The organism is Kineococcus rhizosphaerae, from assembly GCF_003002055.1.
Classification (GTDB): domain Bacteria; phylum Actinomycetota; class Actinomycetes; order Actinomycetales; family Kineococcaceae; genus Kineococcus; species Kineococcus rhizosphaerae.
Genome location: NZ_PVZF01000002.1, coordinates 560,858 through 584,934 on the forward strand (window position 1 = coordinate 560,858; position 24,077 = coordinate 584,934).

Sequence of the window (24,077 nt, forward strand, 5' to 3'; positions counted from 1 at the left end):
TCCGGTTGCTCACACAGGGTGATAGTCCCTAGTGTCTCCCGCACGCGGCACCACGGCCGCACGACGAGCGGGGGGACCACGATGCACGGAGTGTCTGCGGGAACGGCGACGACGGCGACCGCGGCGGCCACGGGACGCGCCGCCCGCGCCGCGGCGGTGCGGGAGCTGCCGGTCAAGGACTCCGAGGACGCCTGGACCCCGGAGGAGCTGACGGAGGTCCGCGGCGAGCTCATGGCCGAGGTGGACCGCCTGACCCGCGAGCTCGACGACGCCACCAGCTCGTTCTCCGCCCTCGTGCGCTCCAGCGGCGAGGGGGCCGGCGACGACCAGGTCGACCACGGCGCGACGACCGCCGGGCGCGAGCACGAGATGACGATCGTCAACAACGCCCGCGACCTGCTCGAGCAGACCCAGCGCGCCCTCGTGCGGATGTCCTCGGGCGTCTACGGCGTCTGCGAGTCCTGCAGCGGGGCGGTCGGCAAGGCCCGCCTGCAGGCCTTCCCGCGCGTGACGCTGTGCATGCCCTGCAAGGCCCGCGCCGAACGACGCTGACCCGGCACGCCCACCCCCGCCCCGGGCCGGCAGCCCGGGGCAGGGGTGGTCTCGTGGGAGACTGGCCCACGCCATGAGCGAAGCCGAGAACCCCCCGAGACGAGCACCCCGCTGGGCCTGGACGGCGATCGTCTGGGGCGTGGTCTACGCCCTGGACCAGATCACCAAGGCCCTGGCCGTCGCGCACCTGGAACCCGGTGCCGTGCAGCCGTTCGTCGGTGAGCTGCTGCAGTTCCACCTCATCCGCAACCCCGGGGCGGCGTTCAGCTTCGCGACGGGCGCCACGTGGATCTTCACGATCCTCGCCGCGGCCGTGGTCGTCGTGGTGGTCCGGATGGCCCGCAAGCTCCGCAGCCTCCCGTGGGCCCTGGCGTTCGGCTTCCTGCTCGCCGGGGCCACGGGCAACCTCACCGACCGGCTCGTGCGGGAACCGGGCTTCGCCCGCGGCCACGTCGTGGACTTCCTGCAGCTGCCGCACTGGCCGATCTTCAACGTCGCCGACGCCGGCATCTGCGTCGCGGCCGTCTTCATCGCCGTGCTGGCTCTGCGCGGGGTTGGTCTCGACGGCCGGCGCGAGAGCAGGCAGCAGCAGGAGAGCGGGGCCGAGGGTGCCTGAGGTCCGCAGCCTGCCCGTCCCCGACGGCCTGGAGGGCGAGCGCGTCGACGCCGCCCTGTCCCGGCTCCTGGGGCTGTCCCGCACGAGGATCGCCGAGCTCACCGCCGACGGTCGCGTCGTCGTCGACGGCGCCCCCGTCGGCAAGTCCGACCGGTTGCGGGCCGGCGCCTGGCTCGAGGTCGAGGTCCCCGACCCGCCCGCCGCGCCGCAGGTCGTCGCCGAGACGGTCGAGGGGCTGACGATCGTCCACGACGACGACGACCTCGTGGTCGTCGACAAGCCCGTGGGGGTCGCTGCGCACCCGAGCCCGGGCTGGACGGGCCCGACCGTCGTGGGCGGCCTGGCGGGGGCGGGGTACCGGATCTCGACGTCCGGCTCGGCCGAGCGCCAGGGGGTCGTGCACCGGCTCGACGTCGGCACCTCGGGGCTGATGGTCGTCGCCAAGAGCGAGCACGCCTACACGCAGCTCAAGCGCGCCTTCAAGGAGCGCACGGTCGACAAGGTCTACCACGCGCTCGTCCAGGGCCACCCGGACCCGTTGCGCGGCACCATCGACGCCCCCATCGGCCGGCACCCCGGCAGCGCGTGGAAGTTCGCCGTGACGGCCGAGGGCAAGCCCAGCGTCACCCACTACGAGGTGCTCGAGGCGTTCCGCGCGGCGGCGCTGTGCGAGATCCACCTCGAGACGGGCCGGACCCACCAGATCCGCGTCCACTTCTCGGCGCTGAAGCACCCGTGCGTCGGCGACCTGACGTACGGCGCCGACCCCACGCTCGCCGCGCGCCTCGGCGTGTCCCGGCAGTGGCTGCACGCCGTGCGGCTGGGGTTCGAGCACCCGGGCACGGGGCGGGCCGTGGAGTTCACGAGCTCCTACCCGGCCGACCTGGCGACGGCGCTGGAGCGTCTGGGGGACTGACCCCCGCGGGGCGTGTGTCGGGCACCCCGGTGTCCGACCCGGCGCCTACCATCGACACGCGACACCGACCCACCTCTGGAGGCGCTCGACCCATGGCTTCTGCGGACTCCTTCGTCCACCTGCACGTCCACACCGAGTACTCGATGCTCGACGGTGCGGCCAAGGTGGACGACCTCTTCCGCACCGCCGCGGAGCTGGGCATGCCGGCCGTCGCCACGACCGACCACGGGTTCGTCTTCGGCGCCTACGACTTCTGGAAGACCGCCAAGAAGCACGGCGTGAAGCCGATCATCGGGGTGGAGGCCTACCTGACGCCGGGCACGGCCCGGCAGGACAAGACGCGCGTGAAGTGGGGCGACCCGAACGGCCGCTCGGGCGACGACGTCTCCGGTGCGGGCTCGTACACCCACATGACGATGCTGGCCCGCAACACCGCCGGCATGCACAACCTGTTCAAGATGAGCAGCCTGGCCAGCCTGGAGGGCTTCCTCTACAAGCCCCGCATGGACCGCGAGCTGCTCTCGCAGTACGCCGACGGCCTCATCGCCACGACGGGCTGCCCCTCGGGGGAGGTCCAGACGCGCCTGCGGCTGGGCCAGTACGACGAGGCCCGCCGGGCCGCGGCCGACTACCGCGACATCTTCGGTGCGGAGAACTTCTACGTCGAGCTCATGGACCACGGCCTCGACATCGAGCGCCGCGTCCAGGACGACCTGCTCAAGCTCGCCAAGGACCTCGACCTGCCGCTGGTCGCGACCAACGACCTGCACTACACGCACGCCGAGGACGCCCGCTCCCACGAGGCGCTGCTGTGCGTGCAGTCGGGCTCGACGCTGGCCGACCCCAAGCGCTTCAAGTTCGACTCCACCGACTTCTACCTCAAGAGCCCGGCCGAGATGCGCCACCTGTGGCGCGACCACCCCGAGGCCTGCGACAACACGCTGCTCATCGCCGAGCGGTGCGAGGTCGAGTTCACCGAGTCCACGGGGGCGTACATGCCCCGGTTCCCCTGCCCCCCCGGGGAGAACGAGGAGAGCTGGTTCGTCAAGGAGGTCTGGGCCGGGCTGAACTACCGCTACGACGGCGCGATCCCCGACGACGTCCGCAAGCAGGCCGACTACGAGATCGAGGTCATCACCTCCAAGGGGTACGCCGGGTACTTCCTCGTCGTCGCCGACTTCATCAACTGGTCCAAGGAGAACGGCATCCGCGTCGGCCCGGGCCGCGGGTCGGGCGCCGGGTCCATGGCGGCCTACGCCATGAAGATCACCGACCTGGACCCGTTGCGGCACGGGCTGTTCTTCGAGCGGTTCCTCAACCCCGAGCGCATGTCCATGCCCGACTTCGACGTCGACTTCGACGAACGTCGCCGCGGCGAGGTCATCCAGTACGTCGTGGACAAGTACGGCACCGACCGCGTCGCGCAGATCGTCACGTACGGCACGATCAAGGCCAAGCAGGCCGTGAAGGACTCCTCGCGCGTCCTGGGGTTCCCGTTCTCCATGGGCGACCGGATCACCAAGACGATGCCGCCGGCCGTCATGGGCAAGGACATCCCGCTGTCGGGGATCTTCGACCCGAACCACAAGCGGTACTCCGAGGCGGGGGAGTTCCGCGAGCTGTACAAGTCCGACCCCGAGGTCGTGAAGGTCGTCGACACCGCGCGCGGCCTGGAGGGCCTGAAGCGGCAGTGGGGCGTGCACGCCGCCGGCGTCATCATGTCGTCGGACCCGCTGATCGACCTCATCCCGATCATGAAGCGTGAGGCCGACGGCGCGATCATCACGCAGTTCGACTACCCGACGTGCGAGACGCTCGGGCTGGTCAAGATGGACTTCCTCGGCCTGCGCAACCTGACGATCCTCGACGACGCGCTGAAGAACGTCGTCGCCAACGGCAAGGACCCGGTCGACCTCGAGAAGCTCGACCTCGAGGACAAGGCGACGTTCGAGCTGCTCGGTCGCGGCGACACCCTCGGGGTGTTCCAGTTCGACGGCGGCCCGATGCGCTCGCTGCTGCGCCTCATGCGCCCGGACAACTTCGAAGACATCTCCGCCGTCGGCGCCCTGTACCGGCCCGGCCCGATGGGTGCGGGCTCGCACACGGCGTACGCGCGCCGCAAGAACGGCCAGGAGCCCATCACCCCGATCCACCCCGAGCTGGAGGAACCGCTCAAGGACATCCTGGGCACGACCTACGGGTTGATCGTGTACCAGGAGCAGGTCATGTCGATCGCGCAGAAGGTCGCCGGGTACACCCTGGGCTCGGCCGACCTGCTGCGCCGCGCGATGGGCAAGAAGAAGCGCGAGGTCCTCGACGCCGAGTTCGTCGGGTTCGAGAAGGGCATGCTGGACAACGGGTTCAGCAAGGAGTGCGTCAAGGCCCTGTGGGACATCCTCGTCCCGTTCTCCGACTACGCCTTCAACAAGGCCCACTCCGCCGCCTACGGGCTCGTGTCCTACTGGACGGGGTACCTCAAGGCGAACTACCCGGCCGAGTACATGGCCGCGGTCCTCACCTCGGTGCGCGACGACAAGGACAAGTCGGCGCTGTACCTCAACGAGTGCCGCCGCATGGGCATCCAGGTGCTGCCGCCGGACGTCAACGAGTCGAGCGCGAACTTCACGGCCGTCGGCACCGACATCCGCTTCGGCCTGACCGCCATCCGCAACGTCGGCGCCAACGTGGTCGACGCGATCGTGCAGGCCCGCGAGGAGAAGGGCCGGTACGAGTCCTTCCAGGACTTCCTCACCAAGGTCCCCGCCGTCGTGTGCAACAAGCGGACCATCGAGTCGCTCATCAAGGCGGGTTCCTTCGACTCCCTCGGGCACCGCCGCCGCGCGCTCGTGGCCAAGCACGAGGACGCCGTCGACGCCGTCGTGGACGTCAAGCGCAACGAGGCCATCGGGCAGTTCGACCTGTTCGCCGGTCTCGGCGGCGACGACGGCGACGGCCCCGGCGGGTTCGAGGTCGTCATCCCCGACGTCCCCGAGTGGGAGAAGGCCGAACTGCTCGCCCACGAGCGGCAGATGCTCGGGCTGTACGTCTCCGACCACCCCCTGTTCGGGCTGGAGCGGCTGCTGCAGAACGCCTCCGACGTCCCGATCGCGACCCTGCTGGAGGACGAGTCCCGTCCCGACGGGTCGCAGATCACCATCGCGGGGATGATCACGGGCCTGCAGCGCAAGCAGACCAAGCAGGGCAACTACTGGGCCATCGTCACGGTCGAGGACCTCGCCGGGGCCATCGAGTGCCTGTTCTTCCCCCAGGCCTACGCCGACGTCGCCCAGCTGCTCGCCGAGGACCTCGTCGTGGTCGTCAAGGGCCGGCTGAACCGCCGCGATGAGGTGCCGACGATCTACGCCTCCGGCCTGACCGTGCCGGACATCGCCTCCTCCGCCGACGGCGTCCCCGTCACCGTGACGCTGCCCACGGCCCGCTGCACCACGCAGGTCGTCGAGCAGCTCAAGACGGTGCTGGAGACCCACCGCGGGTCCACCGAGGTGCGGCTGCGGCTGACGAAGAACGGCGGCGGCAACGGGACCCTCATGCGCCTGGACGACTCGCTGCGCGTCAACCCGAGCCCGGCGCTGTTCGGGGACCTCAAGCAGCTGCTCGGGGCTTCGTGCCTGGCGTGACCTCACCACCCGGGGTGCACCGGCGCACCCCGCTGGTCCTGCTCTTCGGGCAGGGCGTCCTCGGTCTCGTCGTCGGCGTCGTCTGGTGGTCGCTCACCCGGCACCCGGCCACGTGGATGGTGGGTGAGCCCGTCGTCACCTCGACGTCGGTGTACCCGATCGCCCGCGACGGGGTCTTCACCGTCCTGACGGGCCTCGTCGGGTTCGCGGCGGCGCTCGTCGTCGTCACCCGCGGCGGGGAACCGCACCGGCCGCTGCTGCTGTTCGCCTCCGCGCTGGGCGGCGCGTTCGCCGGTGCGCTCATCGCGGCGGGGCTGGGGACCTCGTTGCCGCCCAGCGGCGACGCGGCCGTCGCGCACGTGACGCTGCGCGCGTGGGTCGCAGTGCTGGTCCAGCCGTTCGTGGTGTCCGTCGTCGTCGCGGTCGTCACCCTGGTGCAGGCGCTGCTGGAGTGGACCAGGACCCCCTGAGCGCCGCCGTCGTGCTCAGCGGCCCAGGTCGACCAGCCGCGCGCCGGTCACAGCCACCAGGTCGGCCGGGGACAGTTCCACCTGCAACCCCCGTCGCCCCGCGCTGACCAGCACCGTCGCGAACCCCTGCGCCGAGGCGTCGACGAACGTCGGCAGGGCCGTCTTCTGCCCCAGCGGGCTGATCCCGCCCACGACGTACCCGCTGCTGCGCTGCGCCCGCGCGGGATCGGCCATCGCGGCCTTCTTCCCGCCGGCCGCCGCGGCCAGCGCCTTGAGGTCGAGCATCCGGGCCACGGGGACCACGGCGCACACGAGCCGGCCGTCGACGTCGGCCAGCAGGGTCTTGAACACCCGGTGCTCGTCCACGTCCAGCCCGCCCGCGCGCAACGCCCGCACGGCCTCGTCGCCGAACCCCGGTCCGTCGCCGGGGTGCGCCGCGTGGTCGTAGGGGTGGGCGGTGTGCGCGACCCCGCGCGCGGCGAGCAGCTTCAGGGCGGCGGTCCCGGCCTCGGTGCGGCGGGCCATCAGTTGGCGTTCACGGGCCACTCGGGCAGTTCGGTGGCCGGCACCGCCCCGAACGCCGTGATGAGGGCGATCTCGCGGCGCAGCACCTCCAGCTCGGCCTGCAGCCGGGTCACGGTGTCGGGCGCCTCCAGCAGCCGCTGCCGCGTGTCGAGGTCCAGGACCATCGCGGCCGCCACCAGGTAGGACAGCACCCGCGGGTCGTCGGGGGCCTCGGCGCCCCCGATGTCGAGGGTGTCGCGGTACTCGTCGAAGGAGCGCGCCACCGCGTCGGTCAGGACGGTCAGCCGGCCGTCGCTGTCGTCGTCCTCCTCGTCGTCCTCGCCGAACGGCTCGACGAGCGCGGTCAGGTACGGCGTGCCGGCCTCGGTGTCGATGCCGACGACCCGGAACCGGCTCGCACCCACCGTGACCAGCTCGTAGCGGCCGTCGTCGGTCTCGGTGACCTCGCGCACCAGCGCCACGCACCCCACGGTGTGCAGGGCCTGGACGTTGTCCTCGCCGACCTCGTGCCCGGCCTTGATGGCCACGACCCCGAACCCGCGCACCCCGTCGGCGTCCTCCCCGTCCGCCGCCCCGTCGCCCACCAGGTCCTGCACCAGCAGCCGGTAGCGGGGCTCGAAGACGTTCAGGGGCAGCACGAGCCCGGGGAACAGGACGCTGCCCAGCGGGAACAGCGGAAGACGTCGCGGCACGCGAGCCACCCTATGTCGGCCAGCTCCTAGACTGGGCCCCCGTGAGCACCCCACTCCTGCGCCGCATCGACCTGCGGGGGCAGACCCTGGACGCGATGGCCCTGCGCTCGGTCGTCCCGCGCGCCGACGTCGACGTCGCCGCCGCCCTCGCCAGCGTCGCCCCGATCTGCGAGGACGTCCGCGCCCGCGGCGTCCCCGCCCTCCTGGAGCTCACCGAGAGGTTCGACGGGGTCCACGTCACCGACGTCCGCGTCCCGGCGCAGGCCCTCACCGACGCCCTCGCCGGGCTCGACCCGCAGGTGCGCGCCGGCCTGGAGGAGTCGATCCGGCGGGCCCGGCTCGTGCACGACGACCAGCGCCGCACCGCCTCCACCACCGAGGTCGTCCCCGGCGGCACCGTCGCCGAACGCTGGGTCCCCGTCGGCCGCGTCGGCCTCTACGTCCCCGGCGGCCGGGCCGTGTACCCCTCCAGCGTCGTCATGAACGTCGTCCCGGCCCAGGCCGCGGGCGTCGCCTCCATCGCCGTGACCAGCCCGGCGCAGAAGGAGTTCGGCGGTTCGGTCCACCCGACGATCCTGGCCGCCTGCGCGCTGCTGGGCGTCGAGGAGGTCTACGCCGTCGGCGGCGCCCAGGCGGTCGCGATGTTCGCCTACGGCGCCCGCGACGCCGACGGGACGGTCGTCGTGCGGCCCGTCGACGTCGTCACCGGCCCCGGCAACATCTACGTGGCCTCCGCCAAGCGGTACGTGCAGGGCGTCGTCGGCATCGACTCCGAGGCCGGTCCCACCGAGATCGCCGTCCTGGCCGACGCGAGCGCCGACCCCGTCCACGTCGCGGCGGACCTCGTCAGCCAGGCCGAGCACGATCCGATGGCCGCGGCCGTCCTGGTCACCGACTCGCCCGGGCTCGCCGACGCCGTCGACGCCGCGCTCGTGCAGCGCGTCGCGGCCACCAAGCACGCGGGCCGGGTCGAGGAGGCGCTGCGCGGGCGGCAGTCCGCGACCGTCCTCGTCGACGACGTCGAGGCCGGTCTGGCCGTCGTCGACGCCTACGCCGCCGAGCACCTGGAGATCCAGACCGTGGACGCGCGGGCCGTGGCCGCGCGCGTGCGCAACGCGGGCGCGGTGTTCGTCGGCGCGCACTCGCCGGTGTCGCTGGGCGACTACTGCGCCGGGTCCAACCACGTGCTGCCGACCGGCGGGACGGCCGCGCACTCGGGGGGCCTGAGCGTGCAGACGTTCCTGCGCGGCATCCACGTCGTCGACTACGACGAGCGGGCGTTGCGGGAGGTCGCGCCGCACGTGGTGGCGCTGGCGCAGTCCGAGGACCTGCCCGCCCACGGCGAAGCGGTGACGGCGAGGTTCGCCCGGTGAGCGGCGAGACCCCCGGCGAGGTCCCCGGCGGCGTCCCCGACGACTTCGACTTCGACGCCGAGTTCCAGAAGGCCTTCGGCCCGAAGAAGCCCGTGCGGTCGGTCATCGTGGCGGGCGTGACGCAGTCCCGGGTGCTCGTCGACGTCCTCGCCCAGGTCGACGTCCACGCCTACTGCGTCCCGGTCAAGGGCGTCGGGTCGGTCCTGGTGACCGAGGACCCGGCGACGGGCGAGGCGGACGTGGCGACGCTGTCCGGGGCGGTCCCGCAGGCCGAGTTCGTGCTGTTCACGGTCGGGGAGGAGTCGATCGAGGGGCAGGCGTGGCTCGGTGGGCGTCGCGGTGAGGACCCCAAGCCGGGTCTGCTGCTGTCGATCTGGCCGGACCCGGTGCAGGACCTCGTCCTCGGCAAGACCGACCCGGCCGAGCACGCCGTGACGGGTCAGCAGACCCGCAAGCCGGCGTTCTGGAAGCGCGTCCTGGGCCGGGACGACTCCTCCGAGTGACCCCGCTGTGCGCACCGGTGACGCGTCGGTACGAAGGGTTCGTACCGATGCCTCAACGGTCCACCCCGGGAGGCCGCCTCACACGTCGAAGCGCGACGCCGCCCGGATCTTGTTCGTGACGTCGAGCGCGGCGACCTTGTACGCCTCGCTCAGCGTCGGGTAGTTGAAGACCGTGTCGACGAGGTGGTCGACGGTCCCGCCGCACGTCATGACGGCCTGCCCGACGTGGACGAGCTCGGTGGCCGAGGTCCCCACGACGTGGACGCCGAGCAGCTTGCGGTCCTCGGTGGACACGAGCAGCTTCAGCTTGCCGTGCGAGTCGCCGACGATGGCGCCGCGGGCGAGCTCGCGGTAGCGGGCGACGCCGACCTCGTAGGGGATGGCCGCGCGGGTCAGCTCGTCCTCGGTGTGGCCGCAGTAGCTGATCTCGGGGATGGAGTAGATCCCGATGGGCTGCAGCTCGATGAGGGAGTTCACCTGCTCGCCGAACGCGTGGTAGGCGGCGAGGCGTCCCTGCTCCATCGACGTCGAGGCCAGCGCGGGGAAGCCGATGACGTCCCCGACGGCGTAGATGTGCTCGACCTCGGTGCGGAACTGCTTGTCGACGACGAGGCGGCCGCGCTTGTCGGCCTCGAGCCCGGCGGCGGCCAGGTCGAGGGAGTCGGTGGCACCCTGGCGGCCGGCGGAGTACAGCACGGTGTCGGCGGGGATGCGCTTGCCGGAGGCGAGGGTGGTGACGGTGCCCTGCTCGTCGGCCTGGACCTTGACGACGGACTCGCCGAGGCGGAAGGCCACGCGCAGGTCGCGCAGCTCGAACTTCAGCGCCTCGACGATCTCGGAGTCGCAGAAGTCGAGGAAGGCCGGGCGCGACTCCACGACGGTGACCTTGGTCCCGAGCGCGGCGAACATCGAGGCGTACTCGATGCCGATGACCCCCGCGCCGACGACGACGAGGGTCTGGGGGATCTCGGTGAGCTGCAGGACGCCGTCGGAGTCGACGACGCGGTCGCTGCCGAAGTCGACGTCGGCGGGGCGGGCCGGGCGGGTGCCGACGGCGATGACGAACTTGTCGGCGGTGAGGTGGCGGGCGGGCAGGCCCGGAGCCTCGACGACGACGCTGTTCGGGCCGGTGAAGCGGGCCATCCCGTCGTACAGGTCGACGCGGTTGCGCGACAGCTGGTCGCGCACGACCTCGGCCTCGCGGCGCACCACGTGGGTGGTGCGGGCCGACAGGTCGGCCATGGTGATCTCTTCCTTGACCCGGAAGTTCGCGCCGTAGACGTCGCGCACGCTCATGCCCGTCAGGTGCACCACGGCCTCGCGCAGCGTCTTGGACGGGATCGTCCCCGTGTTGACGCACACCCCGCCCATCATCGAGCCGCCGTCGACGAGGGCGGCCTGCTTGCCCAGCTTGGCGGCGGCGATGGCCGCCTTCTGGCCGCCGGGGCCGGAACCGAGGACCAGGAGGTCGTAGTGGTCGCGCATACCCACCACTATCGGCAGCCGGACGCCTCAGCTCCACCCCGGAAACGAGAACGCAACACGACGGCGGGCGAACGTGCTCAGAACAGCTGGCGCAGGTTGGCCTTCGCCAGGTCGAACAGCTCGTCCCCGCGGCCCGACAGGACGGTCCGGATCGCGTAGAGCGTGAAGCCCTTGGCCTGCTCGGCGCTGACGCTGGGCGGCATGGACAGCTCCTGCCGCTCGGTGACGACGTCGACCAGGGCCGGCCCGTCGTGGGCGAAGGCGCGTTCCAGGGCCCCCTGCAGGTCCCCGGCCTCCTCGACGCGCTCGGCGTGCAGGCCGATCGCGCGGGCCACGGCGGCGAGGTCGGGGTTCTCCAGCCCCGTCCCGTAGGTGACGAACCCGGCGGCCTTCATCTCCAGCTCGACGAAGTTCAGCGAGGAGTTGTCGAACACGACGACCTTCACGGGAAGCCGGTTCTGCACGAGCGTGATGAGCTCGCCGAGCATCATCGTCAGGCCGCCGTCGCCGGACAGGGCCACGACCTGCCGGCCGGGGTGGGCGGCGGCGACGCCGATGCCGTGCGGGACGGCGTTGGCCATGGTGCCGTGGTTGAAGGAGCCGATGAGGCGGCGCCGGCCGTTCATCGTGAGGTAGCGCGCGGCCCACACGACGGGGGAGCCGACGTCGGGGATGAACACGGCGTCGTCGGCGGCGAGCTCGTCGACCAGGCGCGCGACGTACTGGGGGTGGATCGGTCCGCGGCCGGGCGTGGCGAGCTCGTCGAGGGCGTCGCGGGTCTTCGCGTAGTGCTTGCGGGCCTCGTTCAGGTGCGACCGGTCGGGCTTGCGGACCAGCTTGGGCAGGAGGTGGACGGCGGTGTCGCGGACGGTCCCCACCAGGCCGAGGTCCAGCGGGACCCGTTTGCCGAGCTGCTCACCGCGCACGTCGACCTGGATCACCCTGGCGTGCTGCGGGAAGAACTGCTGGTACGGGAAGTCGGTGCCGAGCATGAGCAGCGTGTCGCACTCGACCATCGCCTTGTACCCCGAGGCGTACCCGAGCAGGCCGGTCATGCCGACGTCGTAGGGGTTGTCGTGCTCGACGAACTCCTTGCCGCGGAACGAGTGCACGACCGGCGCGGCGAGGACGTCGGCGAGTTCGAGGAGTTCGGCGTGCGCGCCCTCGGCGCCCGCTCCGGCCAGGATCGTCACCTTCGTCGCGGAGTTCAGCAGCGCCGCGGCCTCGTCGAGCTCGGCGTCCGAGGGGTGGACGACGGGGTGGGTGCGCCGGAGCGTCGCGACGCGGTCGGTGGCGGCCCTGGCGAGCAGCACCTCCCCGGGCACGACGACGACGGCGACGCCGCGCTTCTCGATCGCGGTGCGCATCGCGATCTCGAGGATGCGGGGGAGCTGCTCGGGGGTGGCGGCGAGTTCGGCGTAGACGCTGCACTCGCGGAACAGCTCGGTCGGGTGGGTCTCCTGGAAGTAGCCGGTGCCGATCTCCTTCGTGGGGATGTGCGCGGCGATGGCCAGCACGGGCACGCGGCTGCGCTGGGCGTCGTAGAGCCCGTTGACCAGGTGCAGGTTCCCCGGCCCGCAGCTGCCGGCGCAGACCGCCAGTTCGCCGGTGGTGTGCGCCTCGGCGGCGGCGGCGAACGCGGCCGCCTCCTCGTGCCGGACGTGGACCCAGTCCAGGGTGCCGTCGCGGCGCAGGGCGTCGGTGAGACCGTTGAGGGAGTCCCCGGGCAGTCCGTGGACCCGCCGGACGCCGTTCTGCTTCAGGGTGGCGACGAGGTGCTGCGCGGCAGTGGCCATGCCGTTACCGTACGACTTGTTCAGCAACGCCACCAGAGGGGGTCGCGTGGCCAGACCGCGCAGCGAGCAGTCCCGCCGGGCCGCGCTCGGGGCCGCCGTCGACCTCGTGGCCGAGGGCGGGCTGGCCGCCGCCACCTTCTCCGCCGTCGCCGCCCGGGCCGGGGTCTCGCGCGTCACCCTCTACAAGTGGTGGGACTCCCCGGCCGCCCTCGTCCTCGACGGCCTGCTGGCGGGGACGGCGTCCTCCGTCGAGCACGACCCGGCGCTGGCCGTGCGGGACGCGCTGGCCCACCAGCTGCACGGGCTCGTCGCCCTGCTCACCGACGACGGGCGGACGGGGGCCGCGCTGCGGGCGGTGACCGCCCAGGTCGCCGCCGAACCCGGGCTGCGCGCCGACCTCGTCGAGCACTGGCTCGGACCCCGCCGCGCCGTGGCCGCCGACCTCCTGCGCCGAGGGCAGCGCAGCGGCGAGGTGCGCGCGGGGGTGGACGTGGAGGCGGCCGTGGACGTCCTGTTCGCCCCGCTCTACCACCGGCTGCTCTTCGGCCACGGCCCCGTCGACGACGCGCTCGTCGAGCACGTCCTGGACCTCTTCGGCGGGTTCGCCTGAGTCGAGGCCCTGTGCTGCAAACGTTCCCAGAAAGGTGCGCGTCGGACCTTCCGCCGCTGCCCCGCGTGTCCTAGCGTTTCACCTGCAACAGACCCGAAGAAGCGTCCGGAGGAACCCCCCTCGTGCCTGCCATGAACGTGGCCGTGCTCGGGTGCTGGCACGTCCACGCCAAGGACTACGCCCGCTCCGCCACGGCCCACCCCGACACCACCCTGGTCGCCGCCTGGGACCACGACCCCGACCTCGGCCGCCCCCTGGCGCAGGAGTTCGGGATCGAGTACACCGACGACCTCGACGCCCTGCTCGCCCGCCAGGACGTGCACGCCGTCACCGTCACGACCGAGACCACCGCGCACACCGAGGTCATCGCCAAGGCGCTCGCGGCCGGCAAGCACGTGTTCACCGAGAAGCTGCTCGCGCCCACGGTCGCCGAGTGCGAGCGCCTGGTCGCCCAGGCCGCCGACGCCGGCCTCGCGCTGGTCGTCTCCCTGCCGCGGCTCTACCAGGGGTACACGCTCGCGGTCCGCGAGGTCGTCGAGTCCGGCAGCCTGGGCCCGCTGACCTACGCCCGCGTCCGGCTGTCGCACGACGGCGCCGTCCACGGTCGCGACCACGGGTCCGGCGGCTGGCTGCCCGACCGGTTCTTCGACCCCGTCCCCAGCGTCGGCGGGGCCCTGACCGACCTCGGCTGCCACCCCGTCTACCTGACCCAGCTGTTCCTCGGCGCCGACCCGCAGACCGTGAAGGCGGTCTACGCCTCGCTGACCCCCCGCGCCGTCGAGGACCACGCCGTGGTGACCGTCGGGTACGACGGCGGCCGCATCGGCGTCGTCGAGGCCGGTTTCGTCAGCAACGACGCGTTCACGATCGACGTCCACGGCACCGAGGGGTCGGTGCACTACTCCGACCAGGACCGGCGCCTGTGGCGGCGCTGGCCCGACGGGAAGACCGAGGACCTCGAGGTGCCGGCCGATGCCCCCGACGCGTTCGCGCAGTGGGTCGAGCACGCCGCCAACGGGACCCGCGCCACCGACAACCTCGAACGTGCCGTCGAACTCACCCGCCTCGTCGTGCGGGCCAACACCGCTGCAGGAGAACCGAAATGACCAAGACCGTCGCCGGCACCGTCAAGGTCGGCCTCATCGGCGGCGGCGGGATCACCCGTGCGCACGTCCGCGGCTACCTCGCGCACGCCGAGAAGATCGCCGTCGCCGCCGTCGCGGACGTCGTGGAGGAGGCCGCGAACACCCGGGCCGCCGAGCTCGGTGCGAAACCCTTCACCGACTACCGCGAGATGCTGGCCAGCGCCGACGTCGACGCCGTCGACATCTGCCTGCCGCACCACCTGCACGCCGACGCCATCGTCGCCGCGGCCGAGGCCGGCAAGCACGTCCTGTGCGAGAAGCCGCTGTGCCTGACGGCCGAGGAGGCCCGCCGCGTCGCCGACGCGGTCCGCGCCAACGACGTGACCCTCATGTGCGCGCACAACCAGTTGTTCTTCCCCTCGGTCGCCAAGGCCAGGGAGCTGCTGGACTCCGGTCTGCTGGGGACCGTCTACGAGGTCCGCACGACCGACAGCTTCCACAACGACTTCGACCCCGAGAACATGGGGTGGCGGGCCAGCGCCAAGACCAGCGGCGGCGGGGAGCTCATCGACACCGGCTACCACCCGACCTACCTGCTGCTGCACCTGGCGGACGCGCAGCCTACGGAGGCGACGGCGTTCCTGTCGACGCACCGCCTGAAGTTCATGGAGGGCGAGGACTCCGCGCAGGTGCTCGTGCGCTTCGCGAACGGGGTCGTGGGGCAGATGGTGACGAGCTGGGCCTACGACCCGGCGCCGGGGACCGAGAAGTTCTCCGTCGTCGGCGAGCTCGGTTCCCTGACGGGCACCGAGGACTCCGTGACGTACCGGCTGCGCAGCGGTGAGGAGGAGACGTTCACCTTCGGGGCCACCGACGCCTTCTCCGACGAGATCGGTGCCTTCGCCGACTGCCTGCGCGAGGGCACCCGCCCGATCCACACCGAGGTCGAGGGCATCGCCGTCCTCGGCGTCCTGCTCGCGGCCTACGAGGGGGCGCGCACCGGGACGATCGCGAAGGTCATGTCCCTCTGAGCGCAGCGCCCGGGCGGGTGACGTTCTCCGAACGCGCCCGTCCGGGTCCTCCGCCTGCGTAGCGTGACCCCTCGTGCACGCGCTCCTGGACTGGCTGAACTCACCCGCTCTCGTGGCCTTCGAGGTGCCCACGACGTGGGCCGAGGTCCTCGGGTTCGCCTCGGGAGCGTTGTGCGTCTGGTTCGTGGCCCGGCAGAACGTCTGGAACTGGCCGCTGGGCATCGCGAACAACCTGCTGTGGATCCTGCTCTTCGCCTCCGCCGGGCTCTTCGCCGATTCCGGGCTGCAGGTCGTCTACGTCGTCCTGGCGGTGTGGGGCTGGAACCAGTGGCTGCGCGGCGGGGCCGGGCGCACCGAGCTCGAGGTCACCCGCACGAGCGGACGGCAGTGGATCGCCCTGGCGCTCGCGGGCGTCCTGGGGGTCGTCGGTCTGGACCTCTTCCTGGAGCACCTCACGAGCTCCACGGTGCCGCTGGCCGACGCGGTGACGACGACCCTGTCGCTGCTCGCGACGTGGGGCCAGTGCCGCAAGAAGGTGGAGTCCTGGTGGTTGTGGATCGCCGCCGACGTGGTCTACGTCCCGCTGTACCAGCACAAGGGGCTGACCCTCACCGCCGTCCTGTACGTCGGCTTCCTGGCCCTGTGCGTCAAGGGGCTGCTCGAGTGGCGGCGCGACCTGGCGCCCCGTCGCGTGGCCGTGGCCGCGTGAGCACGGGGCTGGTCGTCGGGAAGTTCTACCCCCCGCACCCGGGGCACCACGCCCTGGTGGAGACCGCCGCCTCCCGCTGCGACGACCTCGTCGTGCTGGTCGAGGCGGCCGACCGCGAGACGGTCCCGCTGGCCGACCGGGTCGCGTGGATGCAGGCCGAGCACCCCGGCGTCCGGGTCCTCGGCGCGCGGTGCGACGCGCCGGTGGACTACGCCAGCGACGTCGTGTGGGCCGCTCAGGTGCGGGTGATGCAGGTCGCCCTGGAGCTCGGCGGGGTGGAGCGGGTCGACGTCGTCTTCTCCAGCGAGACCTACGGTGCCGAACTCGCCCGCAGGCTCGGTGCCGTGCACGACCTCGTGGACCTGGAGCGCACCCGGGTCCCGCTGTCGGCCACGCTCGTGCGGGCGGACCCGCTGACCCGCTTCGGAGCCCTGCGGCCCAGCGTGCGCGCCGGGCTGGCCGTCCGCGCGGTGTTCGTCGGGGCCGAGTCGACCGGGACGACGACGGTCAGCCGCCTCGTCGCCGACCGGTTGCGCGCACGCGCGGGGGCGCACGGCGCGACGCGGTGGGTGCCCGAGCACGGCCGCGACCACTCCGTCGAGCTCGTGGAGCGCGGCGGGCCCGGCACGAGGATGGAGGACGTCGTCTGGACGCCGGACGACTTCGCGACGATCGCGGCCCGGCAGAACGCGCTCGAGGAGGAGGCGGCGCGGGCCGGTGGGCCCGTCCTGGTCTGCGACACCGACTCCCTGGCCACCACGGTCTGGGAGTGTCGCTACCTCGGGGGCACCTCCGCCGGCACCCGGGCCGAGGCGGGTCGGCGGGCTCCTCGCCGCACGTACTTCGTCACCGACCACGTCGGTGTGCCCTTCGAGCAGGACGGCTACCGCGACGGTGAGCACGTCCGGGAGGCGATGACCGACTGGTTCCTGCACGCCCTGACCGCGGCGGGGGAGTCCTGGGTGTTCCTCACCGGTCCGGTCGCCTCCCGGGTGGAGCTGGCGCTGCGGGTGATCGACCGGCAGGTCGGCGACCGGTTCACCTTCGGCCGGCCCCTGGGCTGACGCGTCCGCCCCGTCCGCGGCTCCGTCGAAGCCGGTGGGACCTCACGGTGCCCTACAGTGGACAAACGTTTGCCCACGATGAGGAGGGATTGCCGTGACCCGCTGGACCATCGCCCCCGACGCCCGCACGCTGCTGGCCGGGGGACGCCCGAGCTTCCTGCTGGCCGACACCGTCTGGGCCGCCTTCACCTCCTGCACCGAGCGGGAGTGGGACGACCACACCGAACTGCGCCGCCGGCAGGGGTTCAACGCCGTCCTCGTCAGCGTCCTGCCCATCGCCCACGACCGCAGCGACACCGCCTCCCGCTCGCCCTACCGGCTGACCGGGCACGGCCCCGACCTCGACGGCGGGGACGGCGACTACTGGACCCGGGCGAGCGCCATGCTGGGGTTGGCCCGCGAGCGGGGCCTGACCCCGCTGCCGGTCGTGCTGTGGAACAACTTCGTCCCGGGAACCTGGGGGGCGCGGGCGACCCCCGGGCTGGTGCTCGACGCCGAGCGCACGCTGGACCTCGTCGCGCGCTGCGTCGAGGCCTTCGCCGAGCACGAACCCGTCTGGGTCGTCAGCGGCGACGACTCCTTCGCCGACTCCGCCGAGGGGACGGTGGCGCTGGAGCGCTACGCGCTGGCGGCCCGCGAACTGCGCCGCCTCGACCCCGGGTCCCTGCTGACCTGGCACCACACGCCGACGGCCCGCATGCCCGCGGAACTGGCCGACGGCCCGCTGGTGGACCTGCACGGGGTGCAGTCCGGGCACGACGAGGCGTGGGCCAGTGCGCCGCTGGAACTGGCCCGCCACTACCGGGCGATGGCCGTGCCGCGCCCGGTCGTCAACCTCGAACCCTGCTACGAGGGGCTGGGGTGGGGTGGGCGCTCGCGGCACCGGCGCGAGGAGGTCCGCCGGGCGAGCTGGACCGGTGTGGTGGCCGGGGCGGCGGCCGGGCTGGGGTACGGGGCGCACGGCGTCTGGTCCTGGCACCGGCGCGGGGCGGGGTTCACGGCCCAGGACGTGCACGGCCTGCCGTTCCCGGCGTCGGTCGCCGCGCAGTTCGAGGGGGCCCTGGACGCGGCGTTCGTGCGCGAGGTCGTCGAGGCCGAGGGGCTGCTCGACCTCGCCGAGGCCCCGGGGCTCCTGCACCCCGAACCCTCCGGCGCCCTGGCCGGGCGCACCCCGGGCGGGGTGGTGGCCGTCTACGTCCCGCACCCCTTCGCCGTCCGGTTGCGGGACGTGCCGGGCCAGGCGCAGGTCACGACCTACGACCTGGCCCGCCGGCGCGCCGAGCCGGGCCGCCTGGTCGGGACGGGTGGGGACCGGTGGCTGGAGCAGCCGGAGTTCCTCGGTGACGCCCTGCACGTGGTGCGGTTCCGGTGAGCGGTGTTGACGGGTGACGGAGTTCCGGCCACACTCAGGACAAACGTTTGCCCACCGAGGGCAGACACCGCCTCAGCCCCGAGGAGTCTCGATGAGGAGACGTTCCGCCCCCCGTTCCGCCGCACAGCTCGAACTGCGCCCTGAGTTCCTCGCCCGCCCCGGACGACGTGCCGTCGTCCTCGGCGGCCTGCTCGGCGGTGTGGTCACCGGCGCCCTCGCGGGCTGCTCCGGCAACTCGTCGGGGGAGACCGGCGGCAAGACCGTCCTCACGATCGGCGACGAACCCACGCCCGACCAGGCGGCCAACCTGAAGATCTACCGGGACAACGTCGCCTCCTTCCAGGCCGCCCACCCCGACGTCGTCCTCAAGACCGAGCAGACCACCTGGGACGCGCAGACGTTCCAGACCAAGCTCGCCGGGGGCACCCTGCCCGACGTCCTGAGCGTGCCGTTCACCGAGGGCCGCTCACTGGCGCAGGCCGGTCAGGTCGCCGACCTCGGCGACGTCCTGGAGTCCACCGGCCTGGCCGCCAAGCTCAACCCGCAGACGCTGCGCATCGGCCAGGCGAGCGACGGGCGCACCTTCGGCGTCCCCGTGGCGGCCTACTCGATGGGCCTGGCCCTCAACCGCGCCCTGTTCCGCCAGGCCGGCCTCGACCCCGACCGCCCCCCGGCGACGTGGGACGAGGTCCGCGCCGCCGCCGCGCAGATCACCCAGCGCACCGGGGTGCCGGGGTTCGGCCAGATGACGTCGGACAACACCGGCGGCTGGGTGCTGACCGCGCAGACCTACAGCCGCGGCGGCAGCGTCGTGGACGAGGACGGCGGGCGCACCACGCTCGCCGGACCCACCCGCGACGCCCTCGACCTGCTGCACCGGATGCGCTTCACCGACGGTTCCATCGGCGCCAACGCGCTGTACGACCACCCCGGGGCCGCCGAGGCCTTCGCGGCGGGCAAGTTCGCCATGTACGTCATCGCGCCCGACGTGTACACCGCGATCGTCGTCAACAGCGGGTTCCCCGCGCAGGACTTCGGGTCCGGGCCGCTGCCCCAGGGCGGCGCCACCCCCGCCGGGACCCTCGCCGGCGGCACCCTGCAGGTCGTCAGCCCGCGGGCCGACGACGCGCGGCGCAAGGCCGCCGTGCAGTGGATAGAGTGGCTCTACCTGCGGCAGTACACCAGTCAGGAGCAGGCCGTCGACACCGCCCAGGCCGCCGCCGACAGCGGCGGCGCCGTGGGCCTGCCGGGCCTGAGCGTGCTCTCGGACGAGTCCTACGCGCAGTACCAGCGGTGGATCGAACCGTACGTCAACGTGCCGGTCGCGAACTTCACCGCCTACGCGCAGGCCCTGCCCACCATCCCGATCCTGCCCGAACCGGCCAAGAACGCCCAGGCCGTCTACGCCGCCCTCGACCCGGTCGTCCAGAGCGTGCTGACCCGTTCCGACGCCGACCCCGCTGCGCTGCTGAAGGCGGCGGGCACGACGATCGACGCCCAGCTGGCCCGCTGATGGTGCCGATCACCCGCGACTCGACCCGCTCACCCGCCCCGAGCACGGTGCGGCCCGCGCCGGCCGTGGCCGCCGGCCCGGCCCGGCGCCGGCGACGGGGCGTCCGCGGCGGGTTCGGCGCGTTCGTGTTCGCGCTGCCCGCCCTGGTGGTCTTCGGGTTCTTCTCCTGGGGCCCGATCGGGCGCGCGGTCGTCATGTCGTTCCAGCGCACCAACCTCGTCCAGGGCGGTGAGTGGGTCGGCTGGTCGAACTTCTCCTACGTGCTGGCCGACCCGCTGTTCGCCACCGCCGTGCGCAACACCCTGTGGTTCACGCTCCTGGCCGTGGTCGCGGGATTCCCGCTGCCCCTGCTGCTGGCGGTCCTCATCTCCGAGGTCCGCCGCCGGCGGGGGTTGTTCACCGCCCTGGCGTTCCTGCCCGTCGTCGTCCCTCCCGTGGTGGCGATCCTGCTGTGGCGCACGCTGTACGACCCCGAGACCTCCGGGGTCTTCAACACCCTGCTGCGGTCGGTGGGACTGCCTGCGCTGCACTGGCTGTCCGATCCCGACCTCGCGATGCCGGCCATCGTGGTCGAGGCGACCTGGGCCTCGGCGGGCAACGCCGTGGTGATCTACCTGGCGGCGCTGACGTCGGTGCGCACGGAACTGTACGAAGCCGCCGAACTCGACGGCGCCGGCCTGCTCGGCCGCGTCCGGCACGTCACGCTGCCGCAGTTGCGCGGGGTCGTCCTCGTCATGCTGCTGCTGCAGGTCGTCGGCACCATGCAGGTGTTCTCCGAGCCGTACCTGTTCACCGGCGGCGGACCGGAGAACGCCACGACGTCGGTGCTGCTGCTCGTCTACGACTACGCCTTCGTGCACGGCGACTTCGGTGCGGCGACCGCGGCCAGCGTCCTGCTCGCCCTGGCGCTCGGCCTGTTCTCGGCCGGTTACGGCCTCGCGACCAGGAGGTGGAGCACACGATGAGCAGAACCCTGGAACTGCCCGCCGACCCCGCCGGGCGGGACGCGCCGGAGTCCTCCCGGGGCATCGCCTCGGAGCTGGAACGCCGCCGGCCCGGGCTGCGCGCCGGGTACGGGCTCGTGCACGCCCTGCTGCTCCTGGCGCTGGTCGTGACCGGCGTCGGGCCGTTGTGGTGGGTGGCCAAGGCGGCGCTCTCGCCTTCCCAGCAGATCCTGCGCGACCCGCTGGCCCTGTGGCCCGACGGCGGGCCGCAGTGGCGGAACCTCCTCTCGGCGCTGACCGACTACGGCATCGGGCGCAGCCTGCTCAACACGGCCGTCGTGGCCGCCGGGTCGACGCTGTGCACCCTCGTCGTGGCCTCCACCGCCGCCTACGTCCTCAGCGTCCTGCGACCCCGCTGGGCCCCGCTGCTGAACGCGGCGATCCTGGCCACGCTCCTGGTCCCCGGCGTCGTCGTGCTGGTCCCGCTGTACCTCAGCGTCCTGCACGTGCCGGTGGTCGGGATCAGCCTGCTGGACTCCTTCTGGGCCGTGTGGCTGCCCGCCGGCGCCAACGCCTTCAGCGTCGTGGTCGTCAAGCGGTTCTTCGACGGCCTGCCCGCCGAGCTGTTCGAGGCCGCCCGCCTCGACGGGGCGGACACCGTGCGCCTGTTCGTCTCCATCGTCCTGCCGCTGTCCCGCCCGATCCTCGCGGTCGTCGGGCTGCTGGCCCTGATGGCCTCCTGGAAGGACTTCCTGTGGCCGCTGCTGGTCCTGCAAGACCCCGCCCTGCAACCGGTCTCGGTGCTGCTGCCGAAGGTCGCCACGACGACCCCGCTGAACGTGCAGATGGCCCAGCTGCTGCTGGCCCTGGCCGTGCCGGTGGTGCTGTTCCTGGTGTTCCAGCGCCAGGTGCTGCGCGGGGTGGGCCTCAGCGGCGGGGTCAAGGGGTGAGGGGCGAGCGTGCGGTGCCCTCGCGCGTCCTGGTCACCGGGGCCGGCGGGCTCATCGGCTCCGCCGTGGTGAGCACCCTGGCCGCCGCCGGTGCCGCCGTCACCGCGCTGGACCGCCGGCCGTTCGAGCACCCCGGCGCGGCCCGCACCCTCGTCGGTGACGCCGGCGACCCCGAGGCCGTGCGCGAGGTCCTCGCCGGTCCCGCGGGCGTGGTGGACGCCGTGGTGCACCTGGCGGCCGTGCCGCACCCGTCGCTGGGCACCCCGCTGGAGGTGTTCCGCACCAACGTGGTCGCCACGTTCACCGTGCTGGCCACCGCGGCCGAGCTGGGGGTGCGCCGGGCCGTGACCGCGAGCAGCATCAACGCCTCCGGCGTCCCGCAGAACGCCCACCGCCCGATGCCGGCCTACTTCCCCCTCGACGAGGACCTGCCCGACGACATCGAGGACGCCTACTCGCTGTCCAAGGCCGTCGACGAGCGCACCGCGCGCATGGTGCACCGGCGCTGGGGGACCGACGTCGTCGCGCTGCGCTTCCCGCACGTCGCCGGCACCGGGGCGCTGCGGCGGGTCGCGGCCGCGGCCCGTTCCGACCCCGGGGCCACCGTGCGCGAGGGGTGGTCATGGTTGCACGTGCAGGACGCCGCGGCCGCCGTCCTGGCCGCGCTCACCCACGCCCCCGGCGGCGCCCACGTCGTCGGCCTGGCCGCCGAGGAGACCCTGCTGGACGTCCCCACCGCCGAGGCCCTGGCCCGCTGGGCCCCCGGTGTGCCGCAACGGGTCGCGCCGTACGGGCGGTCCGGCCTGGTCGACACCTCACGGGCCCGGGCGCTCCTGGGGTTCCGCCCCACCCACTCCCCGCCGTCCCTGCTGGACGCCCCCGGCGCCCGGCCCGAGCCGATCCCCGACAGGAGTGACCGTGCCGCCCACCCCGTCGTCCGCTGACCCCGTCCCCGCCGAGGCGCTCGCGGGCACCTTCGCCGCGCCCTGGCCCGGCCACGACGGTTTGCGCATCACCGGTGTGCGCACGGTGGCGACCGCCCCGGAGGGCATCCCGCTGGTCGTGGTCGTCGTCGAGACCAGCGACCCGGGGCTCGTCGGCTACGGCTGCGCCACGTTCACCCAGCGCTGGCGCGCGGTCACCGCCTACGTCGAGCACCTGACCCCGCTGCTGCTGGGCCGCCACCCCGGCGACATCGGCGACCTGGTCCGGCTGGCCCGCAACACCGGCTACTGGCGCGAGGGCCCGGTCGGCAACAACGCCGTGTCCGGTGTCGACATGGCCCTGTGGGACCTGGCGGGCAAGCGCGCGGGACTGCCCGTGCACCAGCTCGTCGGCGGCCGTGTGCGCGCCGCGGCCGACACCTACCTGCACGCCGCCGGACCGGACGTGCCCGCGGCGCTGGCCGAGGCCGAGCGGCTGCTGGCCGCCGGGTACCGCAACGTGCGGCTGCAGGTGGGTCAGGACGGCGTCGGCGCCTACGGAGCCCCGGGCCGGCCGGGGGGCCACCCGCGGGCGCCCTACCCCGACGGCTGGCGGGTGGAGGACTACCTGACCGGCGTGCCGCGGTTGTTCGCCGCCGCCCGCGAGCGCCTGGGGGAGTCGGTGGGGCTGCTGCACGACGTGCACTCCCGGCTGGACCCCAAGCGCGCCGTGCTGCTGGCCCGCAGCCTGGAGGAGTTCGGTCTGTTCTTCCTCGAGGACGTCCTGGCCCCGGAGTTCTGGGACCGGCTGCCCGAGGTGCGCGCGGCCTCACCCGTGCCGCTGGCCGTCGGGGAGCTGGCCACCAGCCTCACCGACGCCGCCCGGCTGGTCACCGGTGGAGGGGTGGACCTGCTGCGCTGCCACGTCAGCGCCGTCGGGGGTTTCTCCGCCGCGCGCAAGCTCGCCGTGCTCGCCGAGCTGCACGGGGTCCGCACGGCCTGGCACGGCCCGGGCGACACCTCCCCGGTCGGGGCGGCCGCCAACGTGACGCTGGACGTGACGAGTGAGGCCTTCGGCATCCAGGAGGCGCACGAGTTCGACGAGCGCGCCCAGGAGGTGTTCCCCGGCACCCTGCTCGTCGCGGACGGCTGGTTGAAGCCCTCGGACGCCCCGGGGTGGGGGGTCGGGCTGGACGAGCGGGCGGCGGCCCGCTACCCGGCGGGCGACTCGCTGCACGACCGCTGGGCCGCGGGCGTGCGGGCGCCGGACGGGGCACTCGCCTTCCCCTGAACCGTTGCGGCGCTGCGGG

Annotated in this window: 22 protein-coding genes; 18 read left to right on the top strand and 4 right to left on the bottom strand. The window is 73.1% G+C overall.

Going from position 1 to position 24,077, the window contains the following annotated elements:
* Positions 1-81: 81 nt before the first annotated feature.
* The 5 genes from CLV37_RS06830 to CLV37_RS06850 all read left to right on the top strand — a co-directional run bounded on the left by CLV37_RS06830 (position 82) and on the right by CLV37_RS06850 (position 6,192).
* The gene (locus CLV37_RS06830) at positions 82-552 is read left to right on the top strand and encodes a TraR/DksA family transcriptional regulator (protein ID WP_106208392.1); all 471 of its coding nucleotides are present in this window, start codon (positions 82-84) and stop codon (positions 550-552) included.
* Between the two features lie 73 nt (positions 553-625).
* Positions 626-1,168, top strand: a complete 543-nt coding sequence (gene lspA / locus CLV37_RS06835; RefSeq protein ID WP_106208394.1) for a signal peptidase II — start codon at positions 626-628, stop codon at positions 1,166-1,168.
* Positions 1,161-2,084, top strand: coding sequence for an RluA family pseudouridine synthase (locus CLV37_RS06840; protein ID WP_106208396.1), 924 nt, complete (start codon positions 1,161-1,163; stop codon positions 2,082-2,084). Before lspA ends, CLV37_RS06840 begins: the two co-directional genes overlap by 8 nt.
* 92 nt (positions 2,085-2,176) lie before the next feature.
* Positions 2,177-5,722, top strand: a complete 3,546-nt coding sequence (gene dnaE / locus CLV37_RS06845) for a DNA polymerase III subunit alpha (protein ID WP_106208398.1) — start codon at positions 2,177-2,179, stop codon at positions 5,720-5,722.
* The gene (locus CLV37_RS06850) at positions 5,719-6,192 is read left to right on the top strand and encodes a hypothetical protein (protein WP_146149324.1); all 474 of its coding nucleotides are present in this window, start codon (positions 5,719-5,721) and stop codon (positions 6,190-6,192) included. Before dnaE ends, CLV37_RS06850 begins: the two co-directional genes overlap by 4 nt.
* 15 nt (positions 6,193-6,207) lie before the next feature.
* On the opposite strand, the gene ybaK is transcribed toward CLV37_RS06850, so the two are convergent.
* Entirely contained in the window at positions 6,208-6,717 is a 510-nt protein-coding gene (gene ybaK / locus CLV37_RS06855) for a Cys-tRNA(Pro) deacylase (protein WP_106208402.1), read from the bottom strand.
* Positions 6,717-7,409, bottom strand: coding sequence for an LON peptidase substrate-binding domain-containing protein (locus tag CLV37_RS06860; RefSeq protein WP_106208404.1), 693 nt, complete (start codon positions 7,407-7,409; stop codon positions 6,717-6,719). The genes ybaK and CLV37_RS06860 overlap by 1 nt, the downstream gene beginning before the upstream one ends.
* 95 nt (positions 7,410-7,504) lie before the next feature.
* On the opposite strand from CLV37_RS06860, the gene hisD reads away from it, so the two are divergent.
* Both hisD and CLV37_RS06870 read left to right on the top strand, forming a co-directional pair.
* A complete protein-coding gene (hisD, locus tag CLV37_RS06865) occupies positions 7,505-8,782 on the top strand; it encodes a histidinol dehydrogenase (RefSeq protein WP_106208648.1) in 1,278 nt (425 codons plus the stop codon).
* Positions 8,779-9,285, top strand: a complete 507-nt coding sequence (locus CLV37_RS06870; protein WP_106208406.1) for a hypothetical protein — start codon at positions 8,779-8,781, stop codon at positions 9,283-9,285. The genes hisD and CLV37_RS06870 overlap by 4 nt, the downstream gene beginning before the upstream one ends.
* Before the next feature lie 78 nt (positions 9,286-9,363).
* Here CLV37_RS06870 and sthA read toward each other — a convergent pair whose 3' ends face one another.
* A complete protein-coding gene (gene sthA, locus CLV37_RS06875; protein ID WP_425433612.1) occupies positions 9,364-10,776 on the bottom strand; it encodes a Si-specific NAD(P)(+) transhydrogenase in 1,413 nt (470 codons plus the stop codon).
* 71 nt (positions 10,777-10,847) lie between these two features.
* A complete protein-coding gene (poxB, locus tag CLV37_RS06880; protein ID WP_106208410.1) occupies positions 10,848-12,566 on the bottom strand; it encodes a ubiquinone-dependent pyruvate dehydrogenase in 1,719 nt (572 codons plus the stop codon).
* 46 nt (positions 12,567-12,612) lie between these two features.
* Between poxB and CLV37_RS06885 the strand changes: the two genes are divergently transcribed.
* The 11 genes from CLV37_RS06885 to CLV37_RS06935 all read left to right on the top strand — a co-directional run bounded on the left by CLV37_RS06885 (position 12,613) and on the right by CLV37_RS06935 (position 24,058).
* Positions 12,613-13,176 carry a TetR-like C-terminal domain-containing protein gene (locus CLV37_RS06885; RefSeq protein ID WP_211298443.1) on the top strand — a complete coding sequence of 188 codons (564 nt, stop codon included), beginning with the start codon at positions 12,613-12,615 and terminating at the stop codon, positions 13,174-13,176.
* Positions 13,177-13,307: 131 nt separating this feature from the next.
* Entirely contained in the window at positions 13,308-14,282 is a 975-nt protein-coding gene (locus CLV37_RS06890) for a Gfo/Idh/MocA family protein (protein WP_170127103.1), read from the top strand.
* Entirely contained in the window at positions 14,279-15,292 is a 1,014-nt protein-coding gene (locus CLV37_RS06895) for a Gfo/Idh/MocA family protein (protein ID WP_106208414.1), read from the top strand. The genes CLV37_RS06890 and CLV37_RS06895 overlap by 4 nt, the downstream gene beginning before the upstream one ends.
* 73 nt (positions 15,293-15,365) lie before the next feature.
* Positions 15,366-16,001, top strand: a complete 636-nt coding sequence (gene pnuC, locus CLV37_RS06900) for a nicotinamide riboside transporter PnuC (protein ID WP_106208416.1) — start codon at positions 15,366-15,368, stop codon at positions 15,999-16,001.
* Entirely contained in the window at positions 15,998-17,065 is a 1,068-nt protein-coding gene (locus CLV37_RS06905; RefSeq protein ID WP_106208418.1) for an AAA family ATPase, read from the top strand. The genes pnuC and CLV37_RS06905 overlap by 4 nt, the downstream gene beginning before the upstream one ends.
* A 94-nt stretch (positions 17,066-17,159) precedes the next feature.
* Positions 17,160-18,437 carry an apiosidase-like domain-containing protein gene (locus CLV37_RS06910; protein WP_170127088.1) on the top strand — a complete coding sequence of 426 codons (1,278 nt, stop codon included), beginning with the start codon at positions 17,160-17,162 and terminating at the stop codon, positions 18,435-18,437.
* A 91-nt stretch (positions 18,438-18,528) separates the two neighbouring features.
* Positions 18,529-19,950, top strand: a complete 1,422-nt coding sequence (locus tag CLV37_RS06915) for an ABC transporter substrate-binding protein (RefSeq protein WP_106208422.1) — start codon at positions 18,529-18,531, stop codon at positions 19,948-19,950.
* Positions 19,950-20,915: a carbohydrate ABC transporter permease gene (locus tag CLV37_RS06920; protein ID WP_106208424.1), complete on the top strand. Its 966-nt coding sequence runs from the start codon at positions 19,950-19,952 to the stop codon at positions 20,913-20,915. Before CLV37_RS06915 ends, CLV37_RS06920 begins: the two co-directional genes overlap by 1 nt.
* Positions 20,912-21,844 carry a carbohydrate ABC transporter permease gene (locus CLV37_RS06925; protein ID WP_106208652.1) on the top strand — a complete coding sequence of 311 codons (933 nt, stop codon included), beginning with the start codon at positions 20,912-20,914 and terminating at the stop codon, positions 21,842-21,844. Before CLV37_RS06920 ends, CLV37_RS06925 begins: the two co-directional genes overlap by 4 nt.
* Entirely contained in the window at positions 21,841-22,788 is a 948-nt protein-coding gene (locus tag CLV37_RS06930) for an NAD-dependent epimerase/dehydratase family protein (protein ID WP_211298445.1), read from the top strand. Before CLV37_RS06925 ends, CLV37_RS06930 begins: the two co-directional genes overlap by 4 nt.
* The gene (locus CLV37_RS06935) at positions 22,763-24,058 is read left to right on the top strand and encodes an enolase C-terminal domain-like protein (protein WP_106208428.1); all 1,296 of its coding nucleotides are present in this window, start codon (positions 22,763-22,765) and stop codon (positions 24,056-24,058) included. The genes CLV37_RS06930 and CLV37_RS06935 overlap by 26 nt, the downstream gene beginning before the upstream one ends.
* The last annotated feature ends 19 nt before the right edge of the window (positions 24,059-24,077 follow it).

What these genes read in the sequence shown, in the direction of transcription:
- CLV37_RS06830 (WP_106208392.1), top strand. Translation starts at nt 82, where the DNA reads ATGCACGGAGTGTCTGCGGGAACGGCGACGACGGCGACCGCGGCGGCC.
- lspA (WP_106208394.1), top strand. Translation starts at nt 626, where the DNA reads ATGAGCGAAGCCGAGAACCCCCCGAGACGAGCACCCCGCTGGGCCTGG.
- dnaE (WP_106208398.1), top strand. Translation starts at nt 2,177, where the DNA reads ATGGCTTCTGCGGACTCCTTCGTCCACCTGCACGTCCACACCGAGTAC.
- ybaK (WP_106208402.1), bottom strand. Translation starts at nt 6,717, where the DNA reads ATGGCCCGCCGCACCGAGGCCGGGACCGCCGCCCTGAAGCTGCTCGCC.
- hisD (WP_106208648.1), top strand. Translation starts at nt 7,505, where the DNA reads ATGGCCCTGCGCTCGGTCGTCCCGCGCGCCGACGTCGACGTCGCCGCC.
- poxB (WP_106208410.1), bottom strand. Translation starts at nt 12,566, where the DNA reads ATGGCCACTGCCGCGCAGCACCTCGTCGCCACCCTGAAGCAGAACGGC.
- CLV37_RS06890 (WP_170127103.1), top strand. Translation starts at nt 13,308, where the DNA reads ATGAACGTGGCCGTGCTCGGGTGCTGGCACGTCCACGCCAAGGACTAC.
- CLV37_RS06895 (WP_106208414.1), top strand. Translation starts at nt 14,279, where the DNA reads ATGACCAAGACCGTCGCCGGCACCGTCAAGGTCGGCCTCATCGGCGGC.
- CLV37_RS06915 (WP_106208422.1), top strand. Translation starts at nt 18,529, where the DNA reads ATGAGGAGACGTTCCGCCCCCCGTTCCGCCGCACAGCTCGAACTGCGC.
- CLV37_RS06920 (WP_106208424.1), top strand. Translation starts at nt 19,950, where the DNA reads ATGGTGCCGATCACCCGCGACTCGACCCGCTCACCCGCCCCGAGCACG.
- CLV37_RS06925 (WP_106208652.1), top strand. Translation starts at nt 20,912, where the DNA reads ATGAGCAGAACCCTGGAACTGCCCGCCGACCCCGCCGGGCGGGACGCG.